The following is a 19,725-nucleotide window of genomic DNA, read 5'->3' as shown; positions in this document are numbered from 1 at the left end:
CGTCGCGCACCACGAAACGGAGGAACCGTATGGAACAGACGGAGAGCGGGGCCGCACCGCCGACACTCGGCGTCGGCATGGTCGGCTACGCGTTCATGGGCGCCGCCCACTCACAGGGCTGGCGCACCGCGGGCCGCGCCTTCGACCTCCCGCTGCGGCCCGTCCTCGCCGCCGTCGCCGGCCGCGACGCCACAGCCGTCCGGGCCGCCGCCCGCCGGCACGGCTGGGCCGCCGCGGAGACCGACTGGCGGGCCCTGATCTCCCGCGAGGACGTCCAGCTCGTCGACGTCTGCACCCCGGGCGACAGCCATGCGGAGATCGCCGTCGCCGCCCTGGAGGCCGGCAAGCACGTGCTGTGCGAGAAACCGCTCGCGAACTCGGTGGCCGAGGCCGAGACGATGGCGGCGGCCGCCGAGGCCGCCGCCGCCCGAGGCCAGATCGCCATGGTCGGCTTCAACTACCGCAGGGTGCCCGCCCTCGCGTACGCCCGGAGCCTCGTCGCGGACGGCCGCCTCGGCGCACTGCGGCACGTCCGCGTCACGTACCTCCAGGACTGGCTCGTCGACCCCGACTTCCCGCTGACCTGGCGCCTGGAGCGCGAGCACGCGGGCTCGGGCGCGCTCGGGGACCTGGGCGCCCACGCCGTCGACCTCGCCCAGCACCTCGCGGGGGAGCCGCTCGTCGGCGTCTCGGCACTCACCGAGACCTTCGTACGGAAACGGCCGCGGCTCGCGGGCGCCACCACGGGCGGTCTCGGCGGGGGAGCGGGATCGGAGGCGTACGGGCAGGTCACGGTCGACGACGCCGCCCTGTTCACCGGGCGCCTCGCCTCCGGGGCCCTCGCCTCCTTCGAGGCCACCCGCATGGCCTCCGGACGCAAGAACGCGCTGCGCCTGGAGATCAACGGAGAGAAGGGCTCCCTCGCCTTCGACCTGGAGCGGCTCAACGAACTCTCCTTCCACGACCACACCGAGCCCGCCGTCTCCGCCGGCTTCCGCCGCATCCTCGTGACCGAGCCCGCCCACCCGTACCTGGAGGGCTGGTGGCCGCCCGGTCACGGACTCGGCTACGAGCACACCTTCGCCCACCAGGCCCGCGACCTGGTCCACGCCATCGCGACCGGCACCGCCCCGGCGCCCTCCTTCGCCGACGGCCTCCAGGTCCAGCGGGTCCTGGCCGCCGTGGAGGACAGCGCCCGGAACAGCGCCGTCTACACCCCCGTACCCGCCATCCCCGTATCCGGCTAGGAGGCGCCCGACCGTGCCACGACCCTTCACGCTCTTCACCGGCCAATGGGCCGACCTCCCCCTGGAGGAGGTCTGCCGGCTCGCCCGCGACTTCGGCTACGACGGACTCGAACTCGCATGCTGGGGAGATCACTTCGAGATCGACAAGGCCCTCGCCGACCCCGCGTACGTCAAGGGCAGACGCGAACTCCTCGACGCCTACGGCCTGAAGTGCTGGGCGATCTCCAACCACCTGGTGGGGCAGGCCGTCTGCGACCATCCGATCGACGAACGCCACCAGGCGATCGTGCCCGCCCGGATCTGGGGCGACGGCGACGCCGAAGGGGTACGCCGGCGGGCCGCCCGCGAGCTCGCGGACACCGCGCGCGCCGCCGCGGCGCTCGGCGTCGACACCGTCGTCGGCTTCACCGGCTCCTCGATCTGGCACCTCGTGGCGATGTTCCCACCCGTCCCCGAGCGCATGATCGAGCGCGGCTTCGAGGACTTCGCCGCACGGTGGAACCCGATCCTCGACGTCTTCGACGCCGAGGGCGTGCGGTTCGCCCACGAGGTGCACCCCAGCGAGATCGCCTACGACTACTGGACCACCCAGCGGGCCCTGGACGCCGTCGGGAGACGCCCCGCCTTCGGGCTCAACTTCGACCCGAGCCACTTCGTCTGGCAGGACCTCGACCCCGTCGGCTTCCTGTGGGACTTCCGCGACCGGATCTACCACGTGGACTGCAAGGAGGCCCGCAGGCGGCTCGACGGGCGCAACGGGCGGCTCGGCTCCCACCTGCCCTGGGGCGACCCCCGGCGCGGCTGGGACTTCGTCTCCGCCGGGCACGGCGACGTGCCCTGGGAGGACGTCTTCCGGATGCTGCGCTCCATCGGCTACGGCGGACCGGTCTCGGTGGAGTGGGAGGACGCCGGCATGGACCGGCTGACGGGCGCGCCCGAGGCGCTCGCCTTCCTCAAGAAGTACGACTTCGACCCCCCGGCGGCCTCGTTCGACGCCGCCTTCGGGAGGGGTGACTGACGTCCCCCGCTACCACCGCGGGAGTCTTTGTCCTCTCGCGGTGGAAAGTTCGATGGAAGCGTGCACAAGGGGTTCACGGAGTGGACGAACCTCGCTACGGTCCCTGATGTGTACATGGCGTAACTGGCCCACTCGACCAGCGTGACGGCGCACGCCGGTCCCCGGACACCCGCACACCCCTACTCCGGAGGACATCCGTGCACAGACAACGACTCCGAGCCAGGAAGACCCTCGCCCTCCTCACGATCGGACTCCTCGCCCTCGGCGCCCCCCAGGGCCTCGCGGCCGAACCGGAAGACCACGCCGCCCCCGCCGCCCCGGCCTCCCCGGGCGCTTCGGCCGCCTCGGTCTCCTCGGCCGCCTCGGCCGACGAGGCATTCCAGCAGGTCACCCTCGCCAAGGGCGGCGAAGAAGTCGGCGAACCCATGTCCCTCGCCGTACTCCCCGACCGCAGCGTCCTCCACACCGACCGCGGCGGCGAACTCCGCCGCACCGACGCCGCCGGCAACACCACCGTCATCGGAACCGTCCCCGTCTACTCCCACGACGAAGAAGGCCTCCAGGGCATCGGCCTCGACCCCGACTTCGCCCACAACAGAGCCATCTACCTCTACTACGCCCCACCCCTGAACACCCCCGCAGGCGACGCCCCCGAGAACGGCACCCCCGAACAGCTCGCCCCCTACGACGGCGTCAACCGCCTCTCCCGCTTCACACTCAACGCCGACCTCACCCTCGACAACAGCAGCGAGAAGAAGGTCCTCGACATCCCCGCCACCCGCGGCATCTGCTGCCACGTCGGCGGCGACATCGACTTCGACGCCCAGGGCAACCTCTACCTGTCGACCGGCGACGACTCCAACCCCTTCGCCTCCGACGGCTTCACCCCCATGGACGACCGCCCCGGCCGCAACCCCGCCTTCGACGCCCGCCGCACCTCCGGCAACACCAACGACCTCCGCGGCAAGATCCTCCGCATCAAGGTCGCCGACGACGGCACCTACACCGTCCCCGACGGCAACCTCTTCGCCCCCGGCACCGCGAAGACCCGCCCCGAGATCTACGCCATGGGCTTCCGCAACCCCTTCCGCTTCAGCGTCGACAAGGCCACCGGCATCCTCTACGTCGGCGACTACGGCCCCGACGCAGGCGCCGCCGACCCCCGGCGCGGCCCCGCCGGACAGGTCGAATTCGCCCGCGTCACCAAGCCCGGCAACTTCGGCTGGCCCTTCTGCACCGGCGACAACGACCCCTACGTCGCCTACGACTTCGCCACCAAGACCTCCGGCGCCACCTTCGACTGCGCCGCACTGAAGAACGAATCCCCGTACAACACCGGACTCGTCGACCTGCCCCCGGCCGAACCCGCCTGGATCCCCTACAACGGCGGCTCCGTACCCGAGTTCGGCACCGGATCCGAATCACCCATGGGCGGCCCCGTCTACCGCTACGACCCCGCCAACACCTCCCCCGTCAAATTCCCCGAGGCCTACGACGGCGACTTCTTCGCCGGCGAATTCGGCCGCCGCTGGATCAAGCGCATCGACCAGGACGCCGACGGCACCGTCGCCTCCATCAACGACGTCCCCTGGACCGGCACCCAGATCATGGACATGGCCTTCGGACCCGACGGCGCCCTCTACGTCCTCGACTACGGCACCGCCTGGTTCGGCGGCGACCACAACTCCGGCCTCTACCGCATCGAGAACGCCACCGGCGGACGCTCCCCGGTCGCCGAGGCCGCCGCCGACAAGACCTCCGGCACCGCCCCGCTGAAGGTCGCCTTCTCCTCCGCCGGCACCACCGACGGCGACGGCGACACCCTCACCTACACCTGGGACTTCGGCGACGGCAGCACCTCCACAGCCGCCAACCCCACCCACACGTACCGCGAGAACGGCACCTACACGGCGACCGTCACCGCGAAGGACGCGAGCGGCCGCACCGGCTCCGCCTCCGTCCACCTCGTCGTCGGCAACACCGCACCCAAGGTCACCCTCGAACTCCCCGCAGAAGGAGCCCTCTTCTCCTTCGGCGACGACATCCCCTTCACCGTCAAGGTGACCGACCCCGAAGACGGCACCATCGACTGCGCCAAGGTCAAGGTCACCTACGTCCTCGGCCACGACAGCCACGGCCACCCCGTCACCACCGCCAACGGCTGCACCGGCACCATCAAGACCTCCGCCGACGGAGGCCACGACGACGACGCCAACATCTTCGCCGTCTTCAACGCCGAATACACCGACGGCGGAGGCGGCGGACAGGCCGCCCTCACCGGCAACGACCAGGCCAAACTCCAGCCCCGCCACCGCCAGGCCGAGCACTTCGACGCCCAGAACGGCGTCAACCTCTTCGACAAGACCCAGGCCAACGGCGGACGCACCGTAGGTGACATCAACGACGGCGACTGGATCTCCTTCAAGCCCTACAACATCAACGGAGCCACCAAACTCACCGCCCGCATCTCCTCCGGCGGCAACGGCGGCTTCCTCGAAGTCCGCACCGGCTCACCCACCGGCCCCCTCCACGGCTCCGCACCCGTCCCCGTCACCGGAAGCTGGGAGACCTTCCAGGACATCGACGTCCCCCTGCGGAACCTCCCCCGCAAGACCACCGAACTCTTCCTCGTCTTCAAGGGCGGCACCGGCGCCCTCTACGACCTCGACGACTTCACCTTCTCCAGCACCCCGGTCAACCGCACCACCAAGCGCGTCCTCGTCTTCTCCAAGACCGCCGGCTTCCGCCACGACTCCATCCCCAGCGGAGTCACCGCCCTCAAGGAACTCGGCGCAGCCAACGACATCGTCGTCGACGCCACCGAAGAACCCCGCCAGTTCACCACCGCCAACCTCGCCCGCTACGACGCCGTCGTCTTCCTCTCCACCACCGGCGACGTCCTCGACACCGACCAGCAGACCGCCTTCGAGAACTACGTCTCCACCGGCGGCGGCTACATGGGCATCCACGCGGCCGCCGACACCGAATACGACTGGGGCTTCTACGGCGGACTCGTCGGCGCCTACTTCCAGTCCCACCCCCAGATCCAGCCCGCCACCGTCCGCGCCGAAGACCACGACCACCCCGCCACCGCCCACCTCGACGGCCCCTGGCAGCGCACCGACGAGTGGTACAACTACCGCACCAACCCCCGCGGACAGGCCCGCGTCCTCGCCACCCTCGACGAGACCACCTACACGGGCGGCACCATGAAGGGCGACCACCCCATCGCCTGGTGCCAGACCTACGGCGGCGGCCGCTCCTTCTACACCGGAGGCGGCCACACCAAGGAGTCCTACACCGAACCCGCCTTCCGGCAGCACCTCCTCGGCGGCCTCCAGTACGCCACCGGCCGGACCAAGGCCGACTGCCGGCCCCAGACCGGCACCCGCAGCCTCTTCAACGGCGAGACCCGCGAAGGCTGGAAGCAGGCCGGACCGGGAACCTTCGACGTCACCGACGGCGAACTCCGCTCCACCGGCGGCATGGGCCTCCTCTGGTACCAGGCAAAGGAGTTCCACTCCTACTCCCTCACCCTCGACTGGAAACTCACCGGCGACTCCAACTCCGGCATCTTCGTCGGCTTCCCCGCCAGCGACGACCCCTGGTCCGCCGTGAACAACGGCTACGAGATCCAGATCGACGCCACCGACACCCCCGACCGCACCACCGGAGCCGTCTACGGCTTCAAGTCCGCCAACCTCAAGGCCCGCGACCAGGCCCTCCGCCCGCCCGGCCAATGGAACACCTACGAAATCCGTGTCACGGGCGAACGCCTCCAGGTCTTCCTCAACGGCATCAAGATCAACGACTTCACCAACACCGACCCGGCCCGCAGCCTCACCGACGGCCACATCGGCATCCAGAACCACGGAGCCGCAGACCAGGCCGCCTTCCGCGACATCCGGATCAAGGAACTCCCCTCCTGACGGGAGCCCCACCAGCCGGCGGTGGGCGGGGAGGCGCCGTACCCCCCGCCCACCGCCACCACCCCACCTTTCCCCCGAGGGAGGCCGACGACGTGACCACCACACCACGCACCGGAATCTGGCTCATCGGCGCGAGAGGCTCCGTCGCCACCACCACCGTGGCCGGCTGCGCCGCCCTCGTCGCCGGACTCCACCCACCCACCGGCATGGCCACCGAAACCCCCGAACTCGCCGACGCCGGCCTCCCCCCACTCGCCTCCCTCGTCTTCGGCGGCCACGACACCACCGACTGCCCCCTCCCCAAGCGCGCCGAACAGCTCACCACCGCCGGAGTCCTCCCCCACGGCCTCTCCCACACCCTCGCCACCGAACTCGAAGCCGCCGACCGCGAGATCCGCCCCGGCGGACCCGTCCCCGGCGACCCCCGCACCGACGAACAGCTCATCACCACCTTCACCGCCGACCTGACGGACTTCCGCCGAAGGATTGGCCTGGACCGCGTCGTGGTCGTCAATGTGGCCTCCACGGAGCCGGCGTCGGGGGGCGCCGGGCTCCCACCCAGCACCCTCTACGCCGCCGCGGCACTCCGCGCCGGCTGCCCGTACATCAACTTCACCCCCTCCACCGGCCTGCGCCACCCCGCCCTCGCCGCACCCCTCGCCACGAGCCGACTGCCCCACGCGGGCCGCGACGGCAAGACCGGGCAGACCCTCCTCCGCGCCGTACTCGCCCCGATGTTCCGCCAGCGCGCCCTGACCGTACGCGCCTGGTCCGGCAGCAACCTCCTCGGCGGCGGCGACGGAGCAGCCCTCGCCGACCCGGCCGCGGCCGCCGCGAAGAACGCCGGCAAGGAACGCGTCCTCACCGACACCCTCGGCACCACCGTCGAGGGCCAGGTCCACATCGACGACGTCCCCGCCCTGGGGGAGTGGAAGACCGCCTGGGACCACATCGCCTTCGACGGCTTCCTCGGCACCCGCATGATCCTCCAGACCCTCTGGCAGGGCTGTGACTCGGCCCTCGCCGCACCCCTCGTCCTCGACCTCGCACGCCTCACCGCCCGCGCCCACGAAACCGGCCTCACCGGCCCCCTCCACGACCTCGCCTTCTACTTCAAGGACCCCGAAGGCACCCCACCGGCCTCCCTCGCCGACCAGTACCACCGGCTCCTCGCCTTCGGTCGAACACTGAGCGACCACACCCCGAAGGACCAGCCCCGATGACCGCCCGAACCGCGGGGAGTGGGCGAACCGCAGGGAGCGGGGGCACGACGAGCGGCCGAACCGTGGGGACAGGCCGAACCGTGGGGAGTGGGCGAACCGTGGGGAGCGGGCGAACCGTGGGGAGTGGGCGAACCGTGGGGAGCGGGCGCCCGAGCAGCGGCCGTGCCACCGGCAGGTCACACGCCTGGGCGGAACTGCTCCGCGTCTCCGCACTCCTCTCCGTACCCGGCGACGCCCTCGCCGGAGCCGCCGCCGCCGGGGCCCGCCCCGACCGTGGCACCCTCCGCGCCATCGGAGCCTCCCTCTGCCTGTACGAGGCGGGCATGGCCCTCAACGACTGGGCCGACCGCGAGGAGGACGCCCTCGAACGCCCCCACCGGCCCCTTCCCTCCGGCCGCATCACACCCCGCGCCGCCCTGGCCGCCTCGGCGGCCCTGACCCTCACCGGCCTCGGCCTCGCCTCCCGCGCGGGCCGCCCCGCCCTCGCGACGGCCACCGCCCTCGCCACCACGGTCTGGGCCTACGACCTCGGCCTCAAGCACACCCCCGCCGGCCCCGCCACCATGGCCACCGCCCGCGCCCTCGACCTCCTCCTCGGCGCGATCGCCTCGACGACCGCCACACCGCGACCGGGCCTCCACGCCGCCCGGGCCCTCCCCTCCGCCGCCCTGCTCGGCGCCCACACCTACGCCGTGACCGCCGTCTCCCGCCACGAGACCCGGGGCGGATCCACCCGCGCTCCACTCGCGGCACTCGCCGTGACCCTGGCGGTGGCCGGAGCGACCTCGGGAGGCTCGAAGGCCCCCGGCACCGATGCCACCCCGGAACCCCCTCCCCCCGGGGGCCCCCGCCCCGCCCCCCGCCCCCGCCCCACCCTCCCCGTGCCCGCCTCCCCCCTCTCCCGTCGGCTCGGGCCGTTGCTCGCCCTCGCCTACGCCCGTACCCCCGCCACCCTCCTCCTGCATGCCGCGCTCAACCCCTCGGCGCCGCTCACCGAGCGGGCAGTCGGGGGCGGGATCCGGGCGACGATCCCGCTCCAGGCCGCGCTCGCCGCCCGAGGCGGGGCGCCGGGGACCGCGCTCGCGCTGCTCGGTCTGATCCCGGCCGCCCGCGCCCTCGCCCGGAAGGTGAGCCCGACATGACCCACGCCCACCCCCACTCCCGCACCGACGTCCCAGCCCACCCCCGCTCGGGCCCGGCCGCCCGAGCCGACAGCCGAACGGCCCCCCGCTCGGGCCCGGCCGACCGCGCCGACGTCCAAGCCCACCCCCTCTTCGGCACGTCCGGCCGCGCCGACAGCCGAACGGCCCCCTACTCGGGCCCGGCCGACCGCACCGCCTTCCGGGGCGATCACGGCAGCGGCGGCCCGGCGGCCCTCCGCCTCGGCTACGGCACCAACGGCCTCGGCGACCTCCGCCTCGACGAGGCCCTCGGGCTCCTCGCCGATCTCGGCTACGACGGGGTCGGGCTGACCCTCGACCACATGCACCTCGACCCCCTCGCGCCCGACCTGGTCGCCCGCACCGCCCGGGTCGCCCGGCGCCTGGGCGAGCTCGGGCTCGGTGTGACCGTCGAGACCGGGGCCCGCTACGTCCTGGACCCGCGCCGCAAGCACGGGCCGTCCCTGCTCGACCCGGACCCGGAGGACCGCGCGGCCCGCGTGCGCCTCCTCCTGCGGGCCGTGCGGGTGGCCGCCGACCTCGGCGCGCACGCCGTGCACTGCTTCAGCGGCACCCTCCCCGCCGGCACCCCGCCCGACGAGGCCTGGAAGCGGCTCGTCACCTCACTGTCCCCCGTACTGGAAGCCGCGGAAGCCGCCCGCGTGCCCCTCGCCGTCGAACCCGAACCCGGTCATCTCCTCTCCACCCTCGACGACTTCCACCAGCTGCGCGGTCTCCTCGGCGAACCCCCGCCCGCCGTTCTCGGTCTCACCCTCGACATCGGCCACTGCCAGTGCCTCGAACCCCTCCCTCCCGCCGACTGCGTCCGCGCCGCCGCTCCCTGGATCCACCACGTCCAGATCGAGGACATGCGACGCGGAGTCCACGAACACCTCCCGTTCGGTGACGGAGAGATCGACTTCCCGCCCGTCCTGGCCGCCCTCGCGGAACTCACCGCCGCCGGCTACCCGGGGCTGACGGTCGTCGAACTGCCCCGGCACTCCCACGCCGGCCCCGAACTCGCCCGCTCCTCCCTCTCCTTCCTGCGCCAGGAGACCCCGGCATGCTGACCGAACCCACCCGCGCCTGGCTGGACTCCGCCCTCGGCGAGGCCGCCACCGGCACCCCCGCATGGGAGCCGTACTTCGTGGCCGCCGGACGGCACTGCGGCCCCGCGCACGCGGACGAGGCCCGCACCCGACTCCTCAGGGCCGCCGGTGCCGGACCCGACACCCTCGCCCGCCTCTACCACCACGGCACCGCGGCCGAACGCCGCGCCGTCCTCCTGGCCCTCCCCGCTCTCGTCCCCGGCCCCGAGGCCCTGCCCCTCGTCGAGGACGCCCTGCGCACCCACGACACCACCCTCATCGCCGCCGCCCTCGGCCCCTACGCCGCCACCCACCTCCCCGCCCACGCCTGGCGCCACGCCCTCCTCAAGTGCCTGTTCACCGGAGTGCCCGTCACCGCCGTCGCCGGTCTCGCCGAGCGCGCCGCCGGTGACACCGAACTCGCCCGCATGCTCATCGACCACGCCGCCGAACGCACCGCCGCCGGCCGTCCCCTCCCCGACGGTCTGTCCCGCGTCCTCGCCCTCACCACCCCCGCCGAGGAGTCCTGATGCGCATCTTCGACCCGCACATCCACATGACCTCGCGCACCACGGACGACTACCGGGCGATGTACGACGCCGGTGTCCGCGCCCTCGTCGAACCCTCCTTCTGGCTCGGCCAGCCCCGCACCTCGCCCGCCACCTTCCTCGACCACTTCGACTCCCTCCTCGGCTGGGAACCCTTCCGGGCCGCCCAGCACGGCATCACCCACCACTGCGCCCTCGCCCTCAACCCCAAGGAGGCCAACGACCCCCGCTGCGTCCCCGTCCTGGACGAACTGCCGCGGTATCTCGCCAAGGACGGCGTCGTCGCCGTCGGCGAGATCGGCTACGACTCCCTGACCCCCGCCGAGGACACGGCCCTCGCCGCCCAGCTCCAGCTCGCCGCCGACCACGGTCTGCCCGCCCTCGTCCACACCCCGCACCGCGACAAGCTCACCGGTCTGCGCCGCACGATCGACGTCGTCCGCGAGTCCGTCCTGCCCCCGGACCGTGTCCTCCTCGACCACCTCAACGAGACGACCGTCAAGGAAGCCGCCGACAGCGGCGCCTGGCTCGGCTTCTCCGTCTACCCCGACACCAAGATGGACGAGCACCGGACGGTCGCGATCCTGAAGGAGTACGGCACCGGACGCATTCTCGTGAACTCGGCCGCCGACTGGGGGAGAAGCGACCCCCTCAGGACCCGGGCGGTCGCCGACGCCATGCTCGTCGCCGGCTTCACGGACGACGACGTCGACCAGGTCCTGTGGCGCAACCCCGTCGCCTTCTACGGCCTCAGCGGACGCCTCCACCTCGACCTCCCCACCCCACCGGACCTGCACGAGGGCAACTCGGTCCTTCGCGGCGGGGAATGAGGCGCCACGGATGCGCTTCCGGCACCCCGACGGCTCCACCGTCCACCTCGCCTACTGCACCAACGTGCACCCGGCCGAGACCCTCGACGGCGTCCTCGCCCAGCTCCGCGACCACTGCGAGCCGGTCCGCCGCCGGCTCGGCCGCGACCGCCTCGGCATCGGCCTCTGGCTCGCCCGGGACGCCGCGCACTCCCTGACCGCCGACCCGGCCTCCCTCCGGGCGCTGCGCGCCGAGCTCGACCGCCGGGGCCTCGAAGTGGTCACCCTGAACGGCTTCCCCTACGAGGGCTTCGGCGCCGACGAGGTCAAGTACCGGGTCTACCAGCCCGACTGGACCCGCCCCGAACGCCTCGCCCACACCACCGACCTGGCCCGGCTCCTCGCCGCGCTGCTTCCCGAGGACGTCACCGAAGGCTCCGTCTCCACCCTGCCGCTCGGCTGGCGAACCCCTTGGACGGCCACGGCCGCCGCCACCGCCCGCACCGCCCTGTCCACCCTCGCCGCGCGCCTCGACGCCCTGGAGGAACTCACCGGGAAGAGCATCCGGATCGGTCTCGAACCGGAACCCGGCTGCACCGTCGAGACCGTCGCCGACGCCGTCGCCGCCCTGACCTCCCCACCGGGCCTCCGCAGCCCCCGGATCGGTGTCTGCCTCGACACCTGCCATCTCGCGACCTCGTTCGAGGACCCGCGCACCGCCCTGGAGTCGCTCGCCGCCGCCGGCATCGCCGTCCCCAAGGCCCAGCTCTCCGCCGCGCTCCACGCCGAGCACCCGCATCTCCCCGAGGTCAGGGCCGCGCTCGCCGCCTTCGCGGAACCCCGCTTCCTCCACCAGACCCGTACCCGGACCGCCGCCGGACTGCGCGGCACCGACGACCTCCCCGAAGCCCTCGCCACCCGGAGCCACGGCCCCGCCGCAACCTCCGGCGAGAGTCCCACCGCATCCCCCGGCGCGAGCCCTGCCGAATCCCCCGGCGCGAGCCCCGCCCAAGCCTCGGGCGCGAGCCCCGCCCGACCTCCCGGCCCCGACCCCGGAGACACCCCCGGGCTCCCCGACGCGACGCCCTGGCGCGCCCACTTCCACGTACCCCTGCATGCTCCCCCCGCTCCTCCGCTCGCCTCCACGCTGCCCGTCCTCCGGGACACGCTCGCCCTCCTCGTCGGCGGCCCGCACCCGCGCACCCGCCACCTGGAGGTCGAGACCTACACCTGGCAGGCCCTCCCTCCCGACCGGCGCCCCCGCACCCGGGCCCGGCTCGCGGACGGCATCGCCGCCGAACTGACCCTGGCCCGCGACCTGCTGACCGACCTCGGCCTCAAGGAACTGCCATGACCGACAAGCGGCCCACCCCCCTCCTGGTCCTGGACGTCGTCGGTCTCACCCCACGACTCCTCCCGCACATGCCGCACCTGTCCGCCCTCGCCCGCGCCGGGTCCCAGGCCCCGCTCTCCACCGTCCTGCCCGCCGTCACCTGCACCGCCCAGACCACCTTCCTCACCGGCACCCTCCCCGCCGAGCACGGCATCGTCGGCAACGGCTGGTACTTCCGCGAACTCGGCGACGTCCTGCTGTGGCGCCAGCACAACGGCCTCGTCTCCGGCGACCGTCTCTGGGACGCCGCCCGCCGCTCCCACCCCGGCTACACCGTCGCCAACATCTGCTGGTGGTACGCCATGGGCGCCGACACCGACATCACCGTCACCCCCCGGCCCGTCTACTACGCCGACGGACGCAAGGAACCCGACTGCTACACCCGGCCCCCCGCCCTCCACGACGAGCTCACCGAGAAGTTCGGCACCTTCCCCCTCTTCCACTTCTGGGGCCCCGGCGCCGACCTCGAATCGAGCCGGTGGATCGTCGACGCGACCCGTCACATCCTGCGCACCCGCCGCCCCGACCTCGCCCTCTGCTACGTCCCGCACCTCGACTACGACCTCCAGCGTCACGGCCCCGACGATCCGCGCTCCTTCCGCGCCGCCGCCGAGCTCGACGCCGTGCTCGCCCCGCTCCTCGCCGACGCCCGGGCCGAGGGCCGCACGGTCGTCGCCCTCTCCGAGTACGGCATCACCCGTGTCCACCGGCCCGTCGACATCAACCGGGCACTGCGCCGCGCAGGGCTCCTGGAGGTCCACACCCAGGACGGCATGGAGTACCTGGACCCCATGGCCTCCCGGGCGTTCGCCGTGGCCGACCACCAGATCGCCCATGTGTACGTCCGGCGCCCCGGCGACCTGCCGGCCGTCCGGGAGGCGCTCGCGGACCTCCCCGGTCTCGAAGCGCTCCTCGACGACGACGGCAAGAAGGAGTACGGCCTCGACCACCCGCGCTCGGGGGAGCTGGTCGCCCTCGCCGAGCCCGACGCCTGGTTCACGTACTACTACTGGCTGGACGATGCCCGCGCCCCCGACTTCGCGCAGCTCGTCGAGATCCACCGCAAGCCCGGCTACGACCCCGCCGAGCTGCTCATGGACCCGCTCGACCCGTACGTCCGGATCAGGGCGGCCAAGGAGATCGCGCGCAAGAAGCTCGGTATGCGCTACCGGCTCGCGGTCGTCCCTCTCGACCCGTCACCTCTTCGCGGCAGCCATGGCCGCCTCCCCACGAGCGAGGACGAAAGTCCGCTCATTCTGTGCTCCACCCCCCGCGCCGTAAGCGGCCGCGTCGCGGCCACCGATGTGAAGAACCTGCTGCTCAGGCTGGCCGGAGTCGCGTGAGGCCCCGACCGGATTCCAGTGAAGCAGACCCCGACGACAGCCAAGGAGTTATCCACAGATGAGTCGCATCCGTCGCACCGGCCGTACCGACACTGCCGCCGATCCCGAGCTCGTCCACCGGCTCAGCCGGCGCAACATGCTCGGCGTCGCCGCCGGCGCGACCGCCGCCGCCCTCCTCGGTGCCGCGGCCCCCGCCGCAGCGGCCGCCACCGCCGACCCCGCGTCCCGGGGGCAGGGGCACGGGCGCCCCGTCCTGCCGCCCGGGCGGCTCGGCATCCAGCTGTACTCGCTGCGCGACAAGGTCGCCACCCTCGGCTTCGCCGCCGTCTTCGCGGAGCTCCAGAAGTACGGCTACGACGAGGTCGAGTACGCCGGCTACAGCCAGGGCGCCGTCGGCGCGCTGACCCTCGCCGAGCTGAAGAGGCTCACCCGCGACCACGGGCTGCGGGCCATCGGCAGTCACGTCGGCTACTACGCGAGCGACCCCGCCGCGTACACCTTCGCCCAGAACCTCGACCAGGTCCTCGACGACGCCGCCGCCCTGGGCCTGCCCCACATCGGCACCGCCTCCGGGCCGTGGCGCTACGGCTCCACCGTCGACGGCTGGAAGCGCTGTGCCGAGGAGTTCAACCATTTCGGCGCCGAGGCGCGCAAGCGCGGCATGAAGTTCTACCAGCACAACCACTCGGAGGAGTTCTCCTTCGCCACCGACCGCCCCGACGTCCGGCTCTACGACGTCCTCCTCGCCGAGACCGACCCCGAGCTCGTGCACCTGGAGATGGACATCTTCTGGGCGTACGTCGGCCAGTACCGCTACTCCGTCCGTCCGGACGGGACCCCCGCGCCCTTCGACCCCCTCGACTACGTCCTCGCCCAGCCCCACCGCTATCCGCTCTTCCACGTGAAGGACGGCGACCGTGACGACTCGGCGGTCCCCTACGGCTACCGCATGACGGACGTCGGGGACGGGGACATCGACTACCGGCGGTTCATCTCCGCGGTGAACCGTACCCGGCACGGGAGGAACGCCCATCACTGGCAGACCGAGCGTGACAACCCCGTCGACTCCCTCTCCTTCGCCCGCAGGTCCAGCGAGCACCTCCACTCCCTGCGCGAGAAGGGCCGCTGACCCGGCGGCTCTCTCCGTCACCCTGCGCGCACGGGGGTGAGCACCCCGTACGGGGGGTGGGGCGGTCCCGGTCCGATCGGGGCGGACAGGGCCGTCCCACCCCACTGACCATGGAAAACGCTGGTGAAAGGCACCTCGAACCCCTGGTAGAGTTATCTCTGTCGCCGCGGGGGAAACCCCGGAGCGACAGACACCTTGTCCGGGTGGCGGAATGGCAGACGCGCTAGCTTGAGGTGCTAGTGCCCTTTATCGGGCGTGGGGGTTCAAGTCCCCCCTCGGACACCACACGAAAGTGCCGGTCAATCTCGTATCGACCGGCACTTTCGCGTTATCCACAGGCGGGCTTCGCCCGCGATCACAGAGGGTGCACGCCGCCTATCCTGGGGGAGTGAACGAGAACCTTCCTCCCTGCCCGCAGTGTGCCGGCGAGTACACGTACCCGATGAACGAGCTGCTGGTGTGCCCGGAGTGCGGCCACGAGTGGGTCCCGGCCACCGAGGACGCCACGAGCTCCGCCGACACCGCCGGGGAGCGTGTGATCAAGGACGCCGTCGGCAACGTGCTCAGCGACGGCGACACCGTGACCGTCGTGAAGGCGCTGAAGGTCAAGGGCAACCCGTCCGGTATCAAGGCCGGTACCAAGGTGCGCAACATACGTCTCGTCGACGGCGTCGACGGACACGACATCGACTGCCGCATCGACGGCTTCGGCGCCATGCAGCTCAAGTCCAGCGTGGTCAAGAAGGCCTGACGCGGGTCCGCGGGCGCTGCCGGGGTTCGCCGCGCGGGGTGCCCGGTCGTCGTCCTACGCTGAGGTGTTCGTACGTCGCGCACCGAGCGGCGGAGGTATCCCATGGTCGACGGCACCGACGGCAACACCTCATCCGGACCCCCTCCTGCCGGCCCGCCCTCCGGGCCCCTGAGCGGCCCGCCCCCGGAAAGACCCCCGCGAAGACGGGGACAGCGCCTCCTCCTCGCGCTGATCGGCGGGATCGTCCTCGTCGTGGGTGTCGTGGGCGTCCTGATGGGCGCGGGAGCCTTTGACGACGGTGGGCGGGGGACGGGGCAGAGCGCCGGAGCGGCGACGCTCCCGCCGCCCGCACCCCGGACCGCCGGGACCACCACCCCTCCCGCGTCGACCGACCCCTCCTCCGCCGACGGTCTGCACGCCTTCGGTGACACGCAGCGGTACGGGGACGGCGTCGAGGTCGGCGTCGGCGCGCCCGTCCCGTTCACTCCGTCCCGGGGCGCGGCCGGGCACGAGGCCGGGAACACGGCGGTGACGATCCAGGTCACCGTGCGCAACGGGACCGATGCGCGGCTGGACCTGGCGCTCGTGACGGTGACGGCGCGGGACGGCGACGGCCGGGAGGTGACGCGGGTCTTCGATGACGAGCACCACGTCGGACCGGGCCTCACCGGGAGCGTCCTGCCCGGTCGGAGCGCCGTCGCCGTCTACGGCTTCGACGTTCCGCCTTCCGGTAGGGCGGCGCTCGAGGTCGAGGTGAAGGTCGGCTTCGACCGTCCCTCCGCCTTCTGGATCGGCCGGGTTCAGGCGCCCTGAGCTCGGGTCTCGGCACCCTGGGCTCGGGTCTCGGCGCCCCGAGACAAGGTCCCGTCGCCCCGAGACCAGGTCCCAGCACCCTGAGACCAGGTCCCAGCACACCGAGACCAGATCCCGGCTCCCCGAGCTGCCGGGCCGGATCGACACGACATCGCTCGCCTACTTCCTGCGCGCCACGACCAGCCGGCAGTGCGGGCTGCCGTCCTCCCGGCGGCCCAGGGGCTCGATCGCGGTGAGGGAGACCTCGAAGCCGGTCGCCTCCAGGCGGGTGCGGACGTCCGCGAGGCGGAAGGTGCGGTAGTACATGACGAACGGCGGGCGCCAGACGGCGTTCCTGACGCGCATCGCCGCGTCGAAGCCCCACAGCGTCCAGTAGAGGCGGGAGCCGACCGGTGGTGGGGCGGGGAGCGGGAAGGCGAAGGTGCCGCCCGGGCGCAGGGCGGCGTGGACCTGGGCGAAGAGGGTGCGCTGGTCGGCCGGGAGGAAGTGGCCGAAGGCGCCGAAACTGACCGCGAGGTCGAAGGCCGGGGCGAAGGGGAGGGCCAGGGCGTCGGCGCGGACCAGGTCGGCGGTCGGGTGGGCGTTCCGGGCCCGGGTCAGCATGCCCGTACTGAAGTCGACGCCCGTGATGCGGCCCGCGCAGACGGAGCGGAGGACGCCGAGGCCGGCGCCGGTGCCGCAGCAGACGTCGAGGCCGGAGTCGAAGGGGCCGAGGGTCTCCAGGGTGCTGGTGACCGCGGTGAGGAGACGGTCGGAGGTGCGGAAGGGGGTCGCGTCGAACTTGCTCGCGAGCAGGTCGTAGCCGTGCTCGACGGAGGAGAGGGCCTGGACGGTCAGCTCGCGGAGGCTGGGGCCCTGCGGGGTGAACATGGCTCCGAGCCTAGGGGGTGCCCTGCCGGTGGGGTGGAACTCGGGGGGAGGACACCCCTGAGTTGTCACGGGTCGTACGGGTCAGAGCGCGCTGCGTACCGGGGGTGCCGGCCAGGACGGGGCGATGCCGGTCAGCTGGCAGACGAGGAGGTAGAGGGGGATCGGCGGGGTGTAGGGGGAGGTGCCGTCGGGGTGGTGGATGAGGCGCGGGTGGCGGTCGGGGATCTCGGCGCCGGGGGCGTAGCAGGCGGGCAGCGGCCAGGTGAGGTCGAGGTCGGAGCCGGCGGGGACGAGCCACCACCACCAGTCGGAGTCGGCGTAGACGCAGCCCTTGGAGGGGAGCCGGGAGAGGATCTTGAAGCCGAAGCGGGCGGGGACGCCGACGGCGTCGCAGCCGAGGCCGGTGTGGAGTCCGACGGGGACGGCGAGGCGGGTGGCGCCGAGCTCGCGCGGGTGGGCCGGGCCCGACGCACCGCGGGGGTGCGGGGTGACGAGGGATTCGGGTGAGCGGCGCTGGGGCGGTACGGAGGGGGCCTCGGGGGTTCTGAGGATGCGCGGGAAGATGCGGATCGACCTCAGCATGGTTCCCCCGTGCCGTGGGCGAGTTCCGCCCAGACGATCTGTGCCGTGCCGTGGCCGGTGCGGTCGGCTCCCCAGGCGGTGCAGAGCGCGTCGACGATGAGGAGTCCGCGGCCGCGTTCCTCCTCGCCGCAGTCGCGTATCCGGGGGTCGGCGGGGCCGCCCTCGTCGCGTACGGCTATGCGCAGGGTCTCCTCGCCCTCGCGGAGTTCGCAGACGACGCGGTCGCTCGCGGTGTGCACGACGGCGTTGGTGACGAGTTCGGAGACGACGAGGGCGACGGTGTCACGTATGTCGGGGCCGCAGCCCCAGAGGATGAGGCGTTCCTCGGCGAGTCTGCGGGCGCGGGCGACGGAGGAGGTGCGGGCCGGGAGCTCGAAGGCGAAGCGGCGGACGGGATCGGTGTGCTGCTGTGGGCGCTGGGCCATGACCCGAGGGGCTCGAGGGCTCATGAGACCTGAGGGCTGCGCGTTACCAGAAGCCACGACCGGTTCCTCACAACAGTGGGCAGGACTGCCGTACGGCGCTGTCGCCGTGGCGCGGTGGCGCACGGCGGCAGCGTGTACTGGTTCACCGGAACACTGTCCTCCTGGTTCGGACACTTGGCAAGTGGCACTCTGAAAATTGCAGAGTGCTGTGTTCTCTCTGGCCGTGCTTCGTGGCACACTCGTCGAAACAGTGCGTCGGGGAGGTCTGAGAGTGAGCGAGCCGCGGTCCGCCCCCACGGTGGGACAGGTCGTCCTCGGAAGGCGTCTGCAGGACCTGCGCGAGCGGGCCGGCATGAAGCGGGAAGAGGCCGCGAAGATCCTCCGGGTGGCCCCGGCCACCGTCCGGCGGATGGAGACCGCCGAGGTCGCGCTGAAGATTCCGTACGTGCAGCTCCTGTTGAAGGAGTACGGGATCACGGACTCCGAGGCCGAGGGCTTCGTCGCCCTCGCGGAGGAGGCCAACCTCCCCGGCTGGTGGCAGCGGTTCCACGACGTGCTGCCCGGCTGGTTCTCCATGTACGTCAGCCTGGAGGGGGCGGCCAGCCTCATCCGGGCCTATGAACCCCAGTTCGTTCCCGGTCTGCTCCAGACCGAGGACTACGCCCGCGCCATTCTGCGCAGCGGGGCGGTCGGTGGCGGCAGCGATGCCGGCAAGGACGAGGACGCCGAGCGGCATGTAGCCCTGTGGATGGAGCGCCAGTCCCTGCTGACCAGGGACGACGCTCCGAAGCTCTGGGTGATCATGGACGAGACGGTGTTCCGCCGACCGGTCGGTGACGGGCCCGAAGTGATGCGCGACCAGCTCGACCGGCTGCTCGAGGCGTCGGAGCTGCCGAACGTCACCCTGCAGATCGCGGAGTTCGCGTCCGGCCACCATCCCGGTACCTACGGGCCGTTCGTCCTCTTCCGCTTCGCCATGCCCGAACTCCCGGACATGGTCTACAGCGAGTACCTGACCGGCGCGGTCTACCTCGACGCGCGTCCCGAGGTGGCGTCCCACCTGGAGGTCATGGACCGCATGGCGGCGCAGGCCGCGACTGCACAACGCACGAAGGAGATTCTCCGGGATCTCCGCAAGGAGCTGTGAATGGATCGCATATACAACGGCATGCCCGCCGCTGAGCTCGGTGCCGAGGGTTGGCACAAGCCCTGGAGCGGCGGGAACGGGGGCAACTGCGTGGAGGCCATGAAGCTGGCCGACGGCAGAGTCGCCGTGCGACAGTCCGCAGACCCTGAAGGACCAGCGCTCATCTACACCCACGGGGAGATCGCCGCTTTCATCCAGGGCGCCAAATCCGGCCAGGCTGACTTTCTGCTCACCTGACCCCTTCCGTCCC

At 72.3% G+C, this 19,725-nt stretch carries 17 protein-coding genes, 1 tRNA gene and 2 pseudogenes; 17 read left to right on the top strand and 3 right to left on the bottom strand.

Features of this window, described 5'->3' with window-relative positions; all coding sequences use genetic code 11:
• The first annotated feature begins 29 nt into the window (after window positions 1-29).
• The 15 genes and pseudogenes from IE237_RS20415 to IE237_RS20350 all read left to right on the top strand — a co-directional run bounded on the left by IE237_RS20415 (window position 30) and on the right by IE237_RS20350 (window position 16,451).
• Entirely contained in the window at window positions 30-1,247 is a 1,218-nt protein-coding gene (locus IE237_RS20415; protein WP_189803483.1) for a Gfo/Idh/MocA family protein, read from the top strand.
• Between the two features lie 13 nt (window positions 1,248-1,260).
• Window positions 1,261-2,265, top strand: a complete 1,005-nt coding sequence (locus tag IE237_RS20410; protein WP_189803482.1) for a sugar phosphate isomerase/epimerase family protein — start codon at window positions 1,261-1,263, stop codon at window positions 2,263-2,265.
• Window positions 2,266-2,462: 197 nt separating this feature from the next.
• Complete coding sequence (locus IE237_RS20405) at window positions 2,463-6,194, top strand: ThuA domain-containing protein (RefSeq protein ID WP_189803481.1); 3,732 nt, start codon at window positions 2,463-2,465, stop codon at window positions 6,192-6,194.
• Between the two features lie 92 nt (window positions 6,195-6,286).
• Window positions 6,287-7,417, top strand: coding sequence for an inositol-3-phosphate synthase (locus IE237_RS20400; RefSeq protein ID WP_189803480.1), 1,131 nt, complete (start codon window positions 6,287-6,289; stop codon window positions 7,415-7,417).
• Between the two features lie 134 nt (window positions 7,418-7,551).
• Entirely contained in the window at window positions 7,552-8,559 is a 1,008-nt protein-coding gene (locus IE237_RS20395) for an SCO3242 family prenyltransferase (RefSeq protein WP_229842786.1), read from the top strand.
• A complete protein-coding gene (locus tag IE237_RS20390) occupies window positions 8,556-9,647 on the top strand; it encodes a sugar phosphate isomerase/epimerase family protein (protein WP_189803478.1) in 1,092 nt (363 codons plus the stop codon). Before IE237_RS20395 ends, IE237_RS20390 begins: the two co-directional genes overlap by 4 nt.
• A complete protein-coding gene (locus tag IE237_RS20385) occupies window positions 9,641-10,195 on the top strand; it encodes an EboA domain-containing protein (RefSeq protein WP_189803477.1) in 555 nt (184 codons plus the stop codon). Before IE237_RS20390 ends, IE237_RS20385 begins: the two co-directional genes overlap by 7 nt.
• Window positions 10,195-11,043 carry a TatD family hydrolase gene (locus tag IE237_RS20380; RefSeq protein ID WP_189803476.1) on the top strand — a complete coding sequence of 283 codons (849 nt, stop codon included), beginning with the start codon at window positions 10,195-10,197 and terminating at the stop codon, window positions 11,041-11,043. Before IE237_RS20385 ends, IE237_RS20380 begins: the two co-directional genes overlap by 1 nt.
• A 10-nt stretch (window positions 11,044-11,053) precedes the next feature.
• Window positions 11,054-11,947: pseudogene (eboE, locus tag IE237_RS20375) on the top strand (metabolite traffic protein EboE); the annotation flags it as partial.
• A gap of 144 nt (window positions 11,948-12,091) precedes the next feature.
• A pseudogene (locus IE237_RS41520) lies at window positions 12,092-12,376 on the top strand (metabolite traffic protein EboE); the annotation flags it as partial.
• Complete coding sequence (locus IE237_RS20370; RefSeq protein ID WP_189803474.1) at window positions 12,373-13,758, top strand: alkaline phosphatase family protein; 1,386 nt, start codon at window positions 12,373-12,375, stop codon at window positions 13,756-13,758. The pseudogene IE237_RS41520 and the gene IE237_RS20370, both read left to right, overlap by 4 nt.
• Before the next feature lie 58 nt (window positions 13,759-13,816).
• Window positions 13,817-14,887, top strand: coding sequence for a sugar phosphate isomerase/epimerase family protein (locus tag IE237_RS20365; RefSeq protein WP_189803473.1), 1,071 nt, complete (start codon window positions 13,817-13,819; stop codon window positions 14,885-14,887).
• Between the two features lie 197 nt (window positions 14,888-15,084).
• Window positions 15,085-15,172, top strand: a tRNA-Leu gene (locus IE237_RS20360).
• A gap of 103 nt (window positions 15,173-15,275) precedes the next feature.
• Window positions 15,276-15,638, top strand: coding sequence for a zinc ribbon domain-containing protein YjdM (locus IE237_RS20355; protein ID WP_189803472.1), 363 nt, complete (start codon window positions 15,276-15,278; stop codon window positions 15,636-15,638).
• Between the two features lie 102 nt (window positions 15,639-15,740).
• Window positions 15,741-16,451: a DUF4352 domain-containing protein gene (locus IE237_RS20350; RefSeq protein ID WP_189803471.1), complete on the top strand. Its 711-nt coding sequence runs from the start codon at window positions 15,741-15,743 to the stop codon at window positions 16,449-16,451.
• 159 nt (window positions 16,452-16,610) lie between these two features.
• Here the strand turns inward: IE237_RS20350 and IE237_RS20345 are convergent, their stop codons facing one another.
• From IE237_RS20345 to IE237_RS20335, 3 genes are all read right to left on the bottom strand, one after another.
• Window positions 16,611-17,321, bottom strand: coding sequence for a class I SAM-dependent methyltransferase (locus IE237_RS20345; protein ID WP_189803470.1), 711 nt, complete (start codon window positions 17,319-17,321; stop codon window positions 16,611-16,613).
• Window positions 17,322-17,402: 81 nt separating this feature from the next.
• On the bottom strand, window positions 17,403-17,903 hold the full coding sequence (locus tag IE237_RS20340) for a hypothetical protein (protein ID WP_189803469.1): 501 nt from the start codon (window positions 17,901-17,903) through the stop codon (window positions 17,403-17,405).
• Entirely contained in the window at window positions 17,897-18,328 is a 432-nt protein-coding gene (locus IE237_RS20335; RefSeq protein WP_189803468.1) for an ATP-binding protein, read from the bottom strand. The genes IE237_RS20340 and IE237_RS20335 overlap by 7 nt, the downstream gene beginning before the upstream one ends.
• A 271-nt stretch (window positions 18,329-18,599) precedes the next feature.
• On the opposite strand from IE237_RS20335, the gene IE237_RS20330 reads away from it, so the two are divergent.
• Together IE237_RS20330 and IE237_RS20325 are read left to right on the top strand one after the other, a co-directional pair.
• On the top strand, window positions 18,600-19,475 hold the full coding sequence (locus IE237_RS20330) for a Sco1979 family transcriptional regulator (protein WP_189803467.1): 876 nt from the start codon (window positions 18,600-18,602) through the stop codon (window positions 19,473-19,475).
• Entirely contained in the window at window positions 19,476-19,712 is a 237-nt protein-coding gene (locus IE237_RS20325; RefSeq protein WP_015037566.1) for a DUF397 domain-containing protein, read from the top strand.
• Window positions 19,713-19,725 lie beyond the last annotated feature (13 nt).

This window comes from Streptomyces tanashiensis, from assembly GCF_014648895.1.
In the GTDB taxonomy this organism is placed as follows: domain Bacteria; phylum Actinomycetota; class Actinomycetes; order Streptomycetales; family Streptomycetaceae; genus Streptomyces; species Streptomyces tanashiensis.
The sequence above is the reverse complement of the archived record's forward strand: the minus strand, read 5'-3'. Positions and strand labels throughout refer to the sequence as shown.

Bases quoted from the DNA above. Each gene is read 5' to 3' on its own strand.
- IE237_RS20340 (WP_189803469.1), bottom strand. From the start codon at position 17,903: ATGCTGAGGTCGATCCGCATCTTCCCGCGCATCCTCAGAACCCCCGAG.
- IE237_RS20390 (WP_189803478.1), top strand. From the start codon at position 8,556: ATGACCCACGCCCACCCCCACTCCCGCACCGACGTCCCAGCCCACCCC.
- IE237_RS20385 (WP_189803477.1), top strand. From the start codon at position 9,641: ATGCTGACCGAACCCACCCGCGCCTGGCTGGACTCCGCCCTCGGCGAG.
- IE237_RS20350 (WP_189803471.1), top strand. From the start codon at position 15,741: ATGGTCGACGGCACCGACGGCAACACCTCATCCGGACCCCCTCCTGCC.
- IE237_RS20380 (WP_189803476.1), top strand. From the start codon at position 10,195: ATGCGCATCTTCGACCCGCACATCCACATGACCTCGCGCACCACGGAC.
- IE237_RS20365 (WP_189803473.1), top strand. From the start codon at position 13,817: ATGAGTCGCATCCGTCGCACCGGCCGTACCGACACTGCCGCCGATCCC.
- IE237_RS20370 (WP_189803474.1), top strand. From the start codon at position 12,373: ATGACCGACAAGCGGCCCACCCCCCTCCTGGTCCTGGACGTCGTCGGT.
- IE237_RS20415 (WP_189803483.1), top strand. From the start codon at position 30: ATGGAACAGACGGAGAGCGGGGCCGCACCGCCGACACTCGGCGTCGGC.
- IE237_RS20335 (WP_189803468.1), bottom strand. From the start codon at position 18,328: ATGGCCCAGCGCCCACAGCAGCACACCGATCCCGTCCGCCGCTTCGCC.
- IE237_RS20325 (WP_015037566.1), top strand. From the start codon at position 19,476: ATGGATCGCATATACAACGGCATGCCCGCCGCTGAGCTCGGTGCCGAG.
- IE237_RS20345 (WP_189803470.1), bottom strand. From the start codon at position 17,321: ATGTTCACCCCGCAGGGCCCCAGCCTCCGCGAGCTGACCGTCCAGGCC.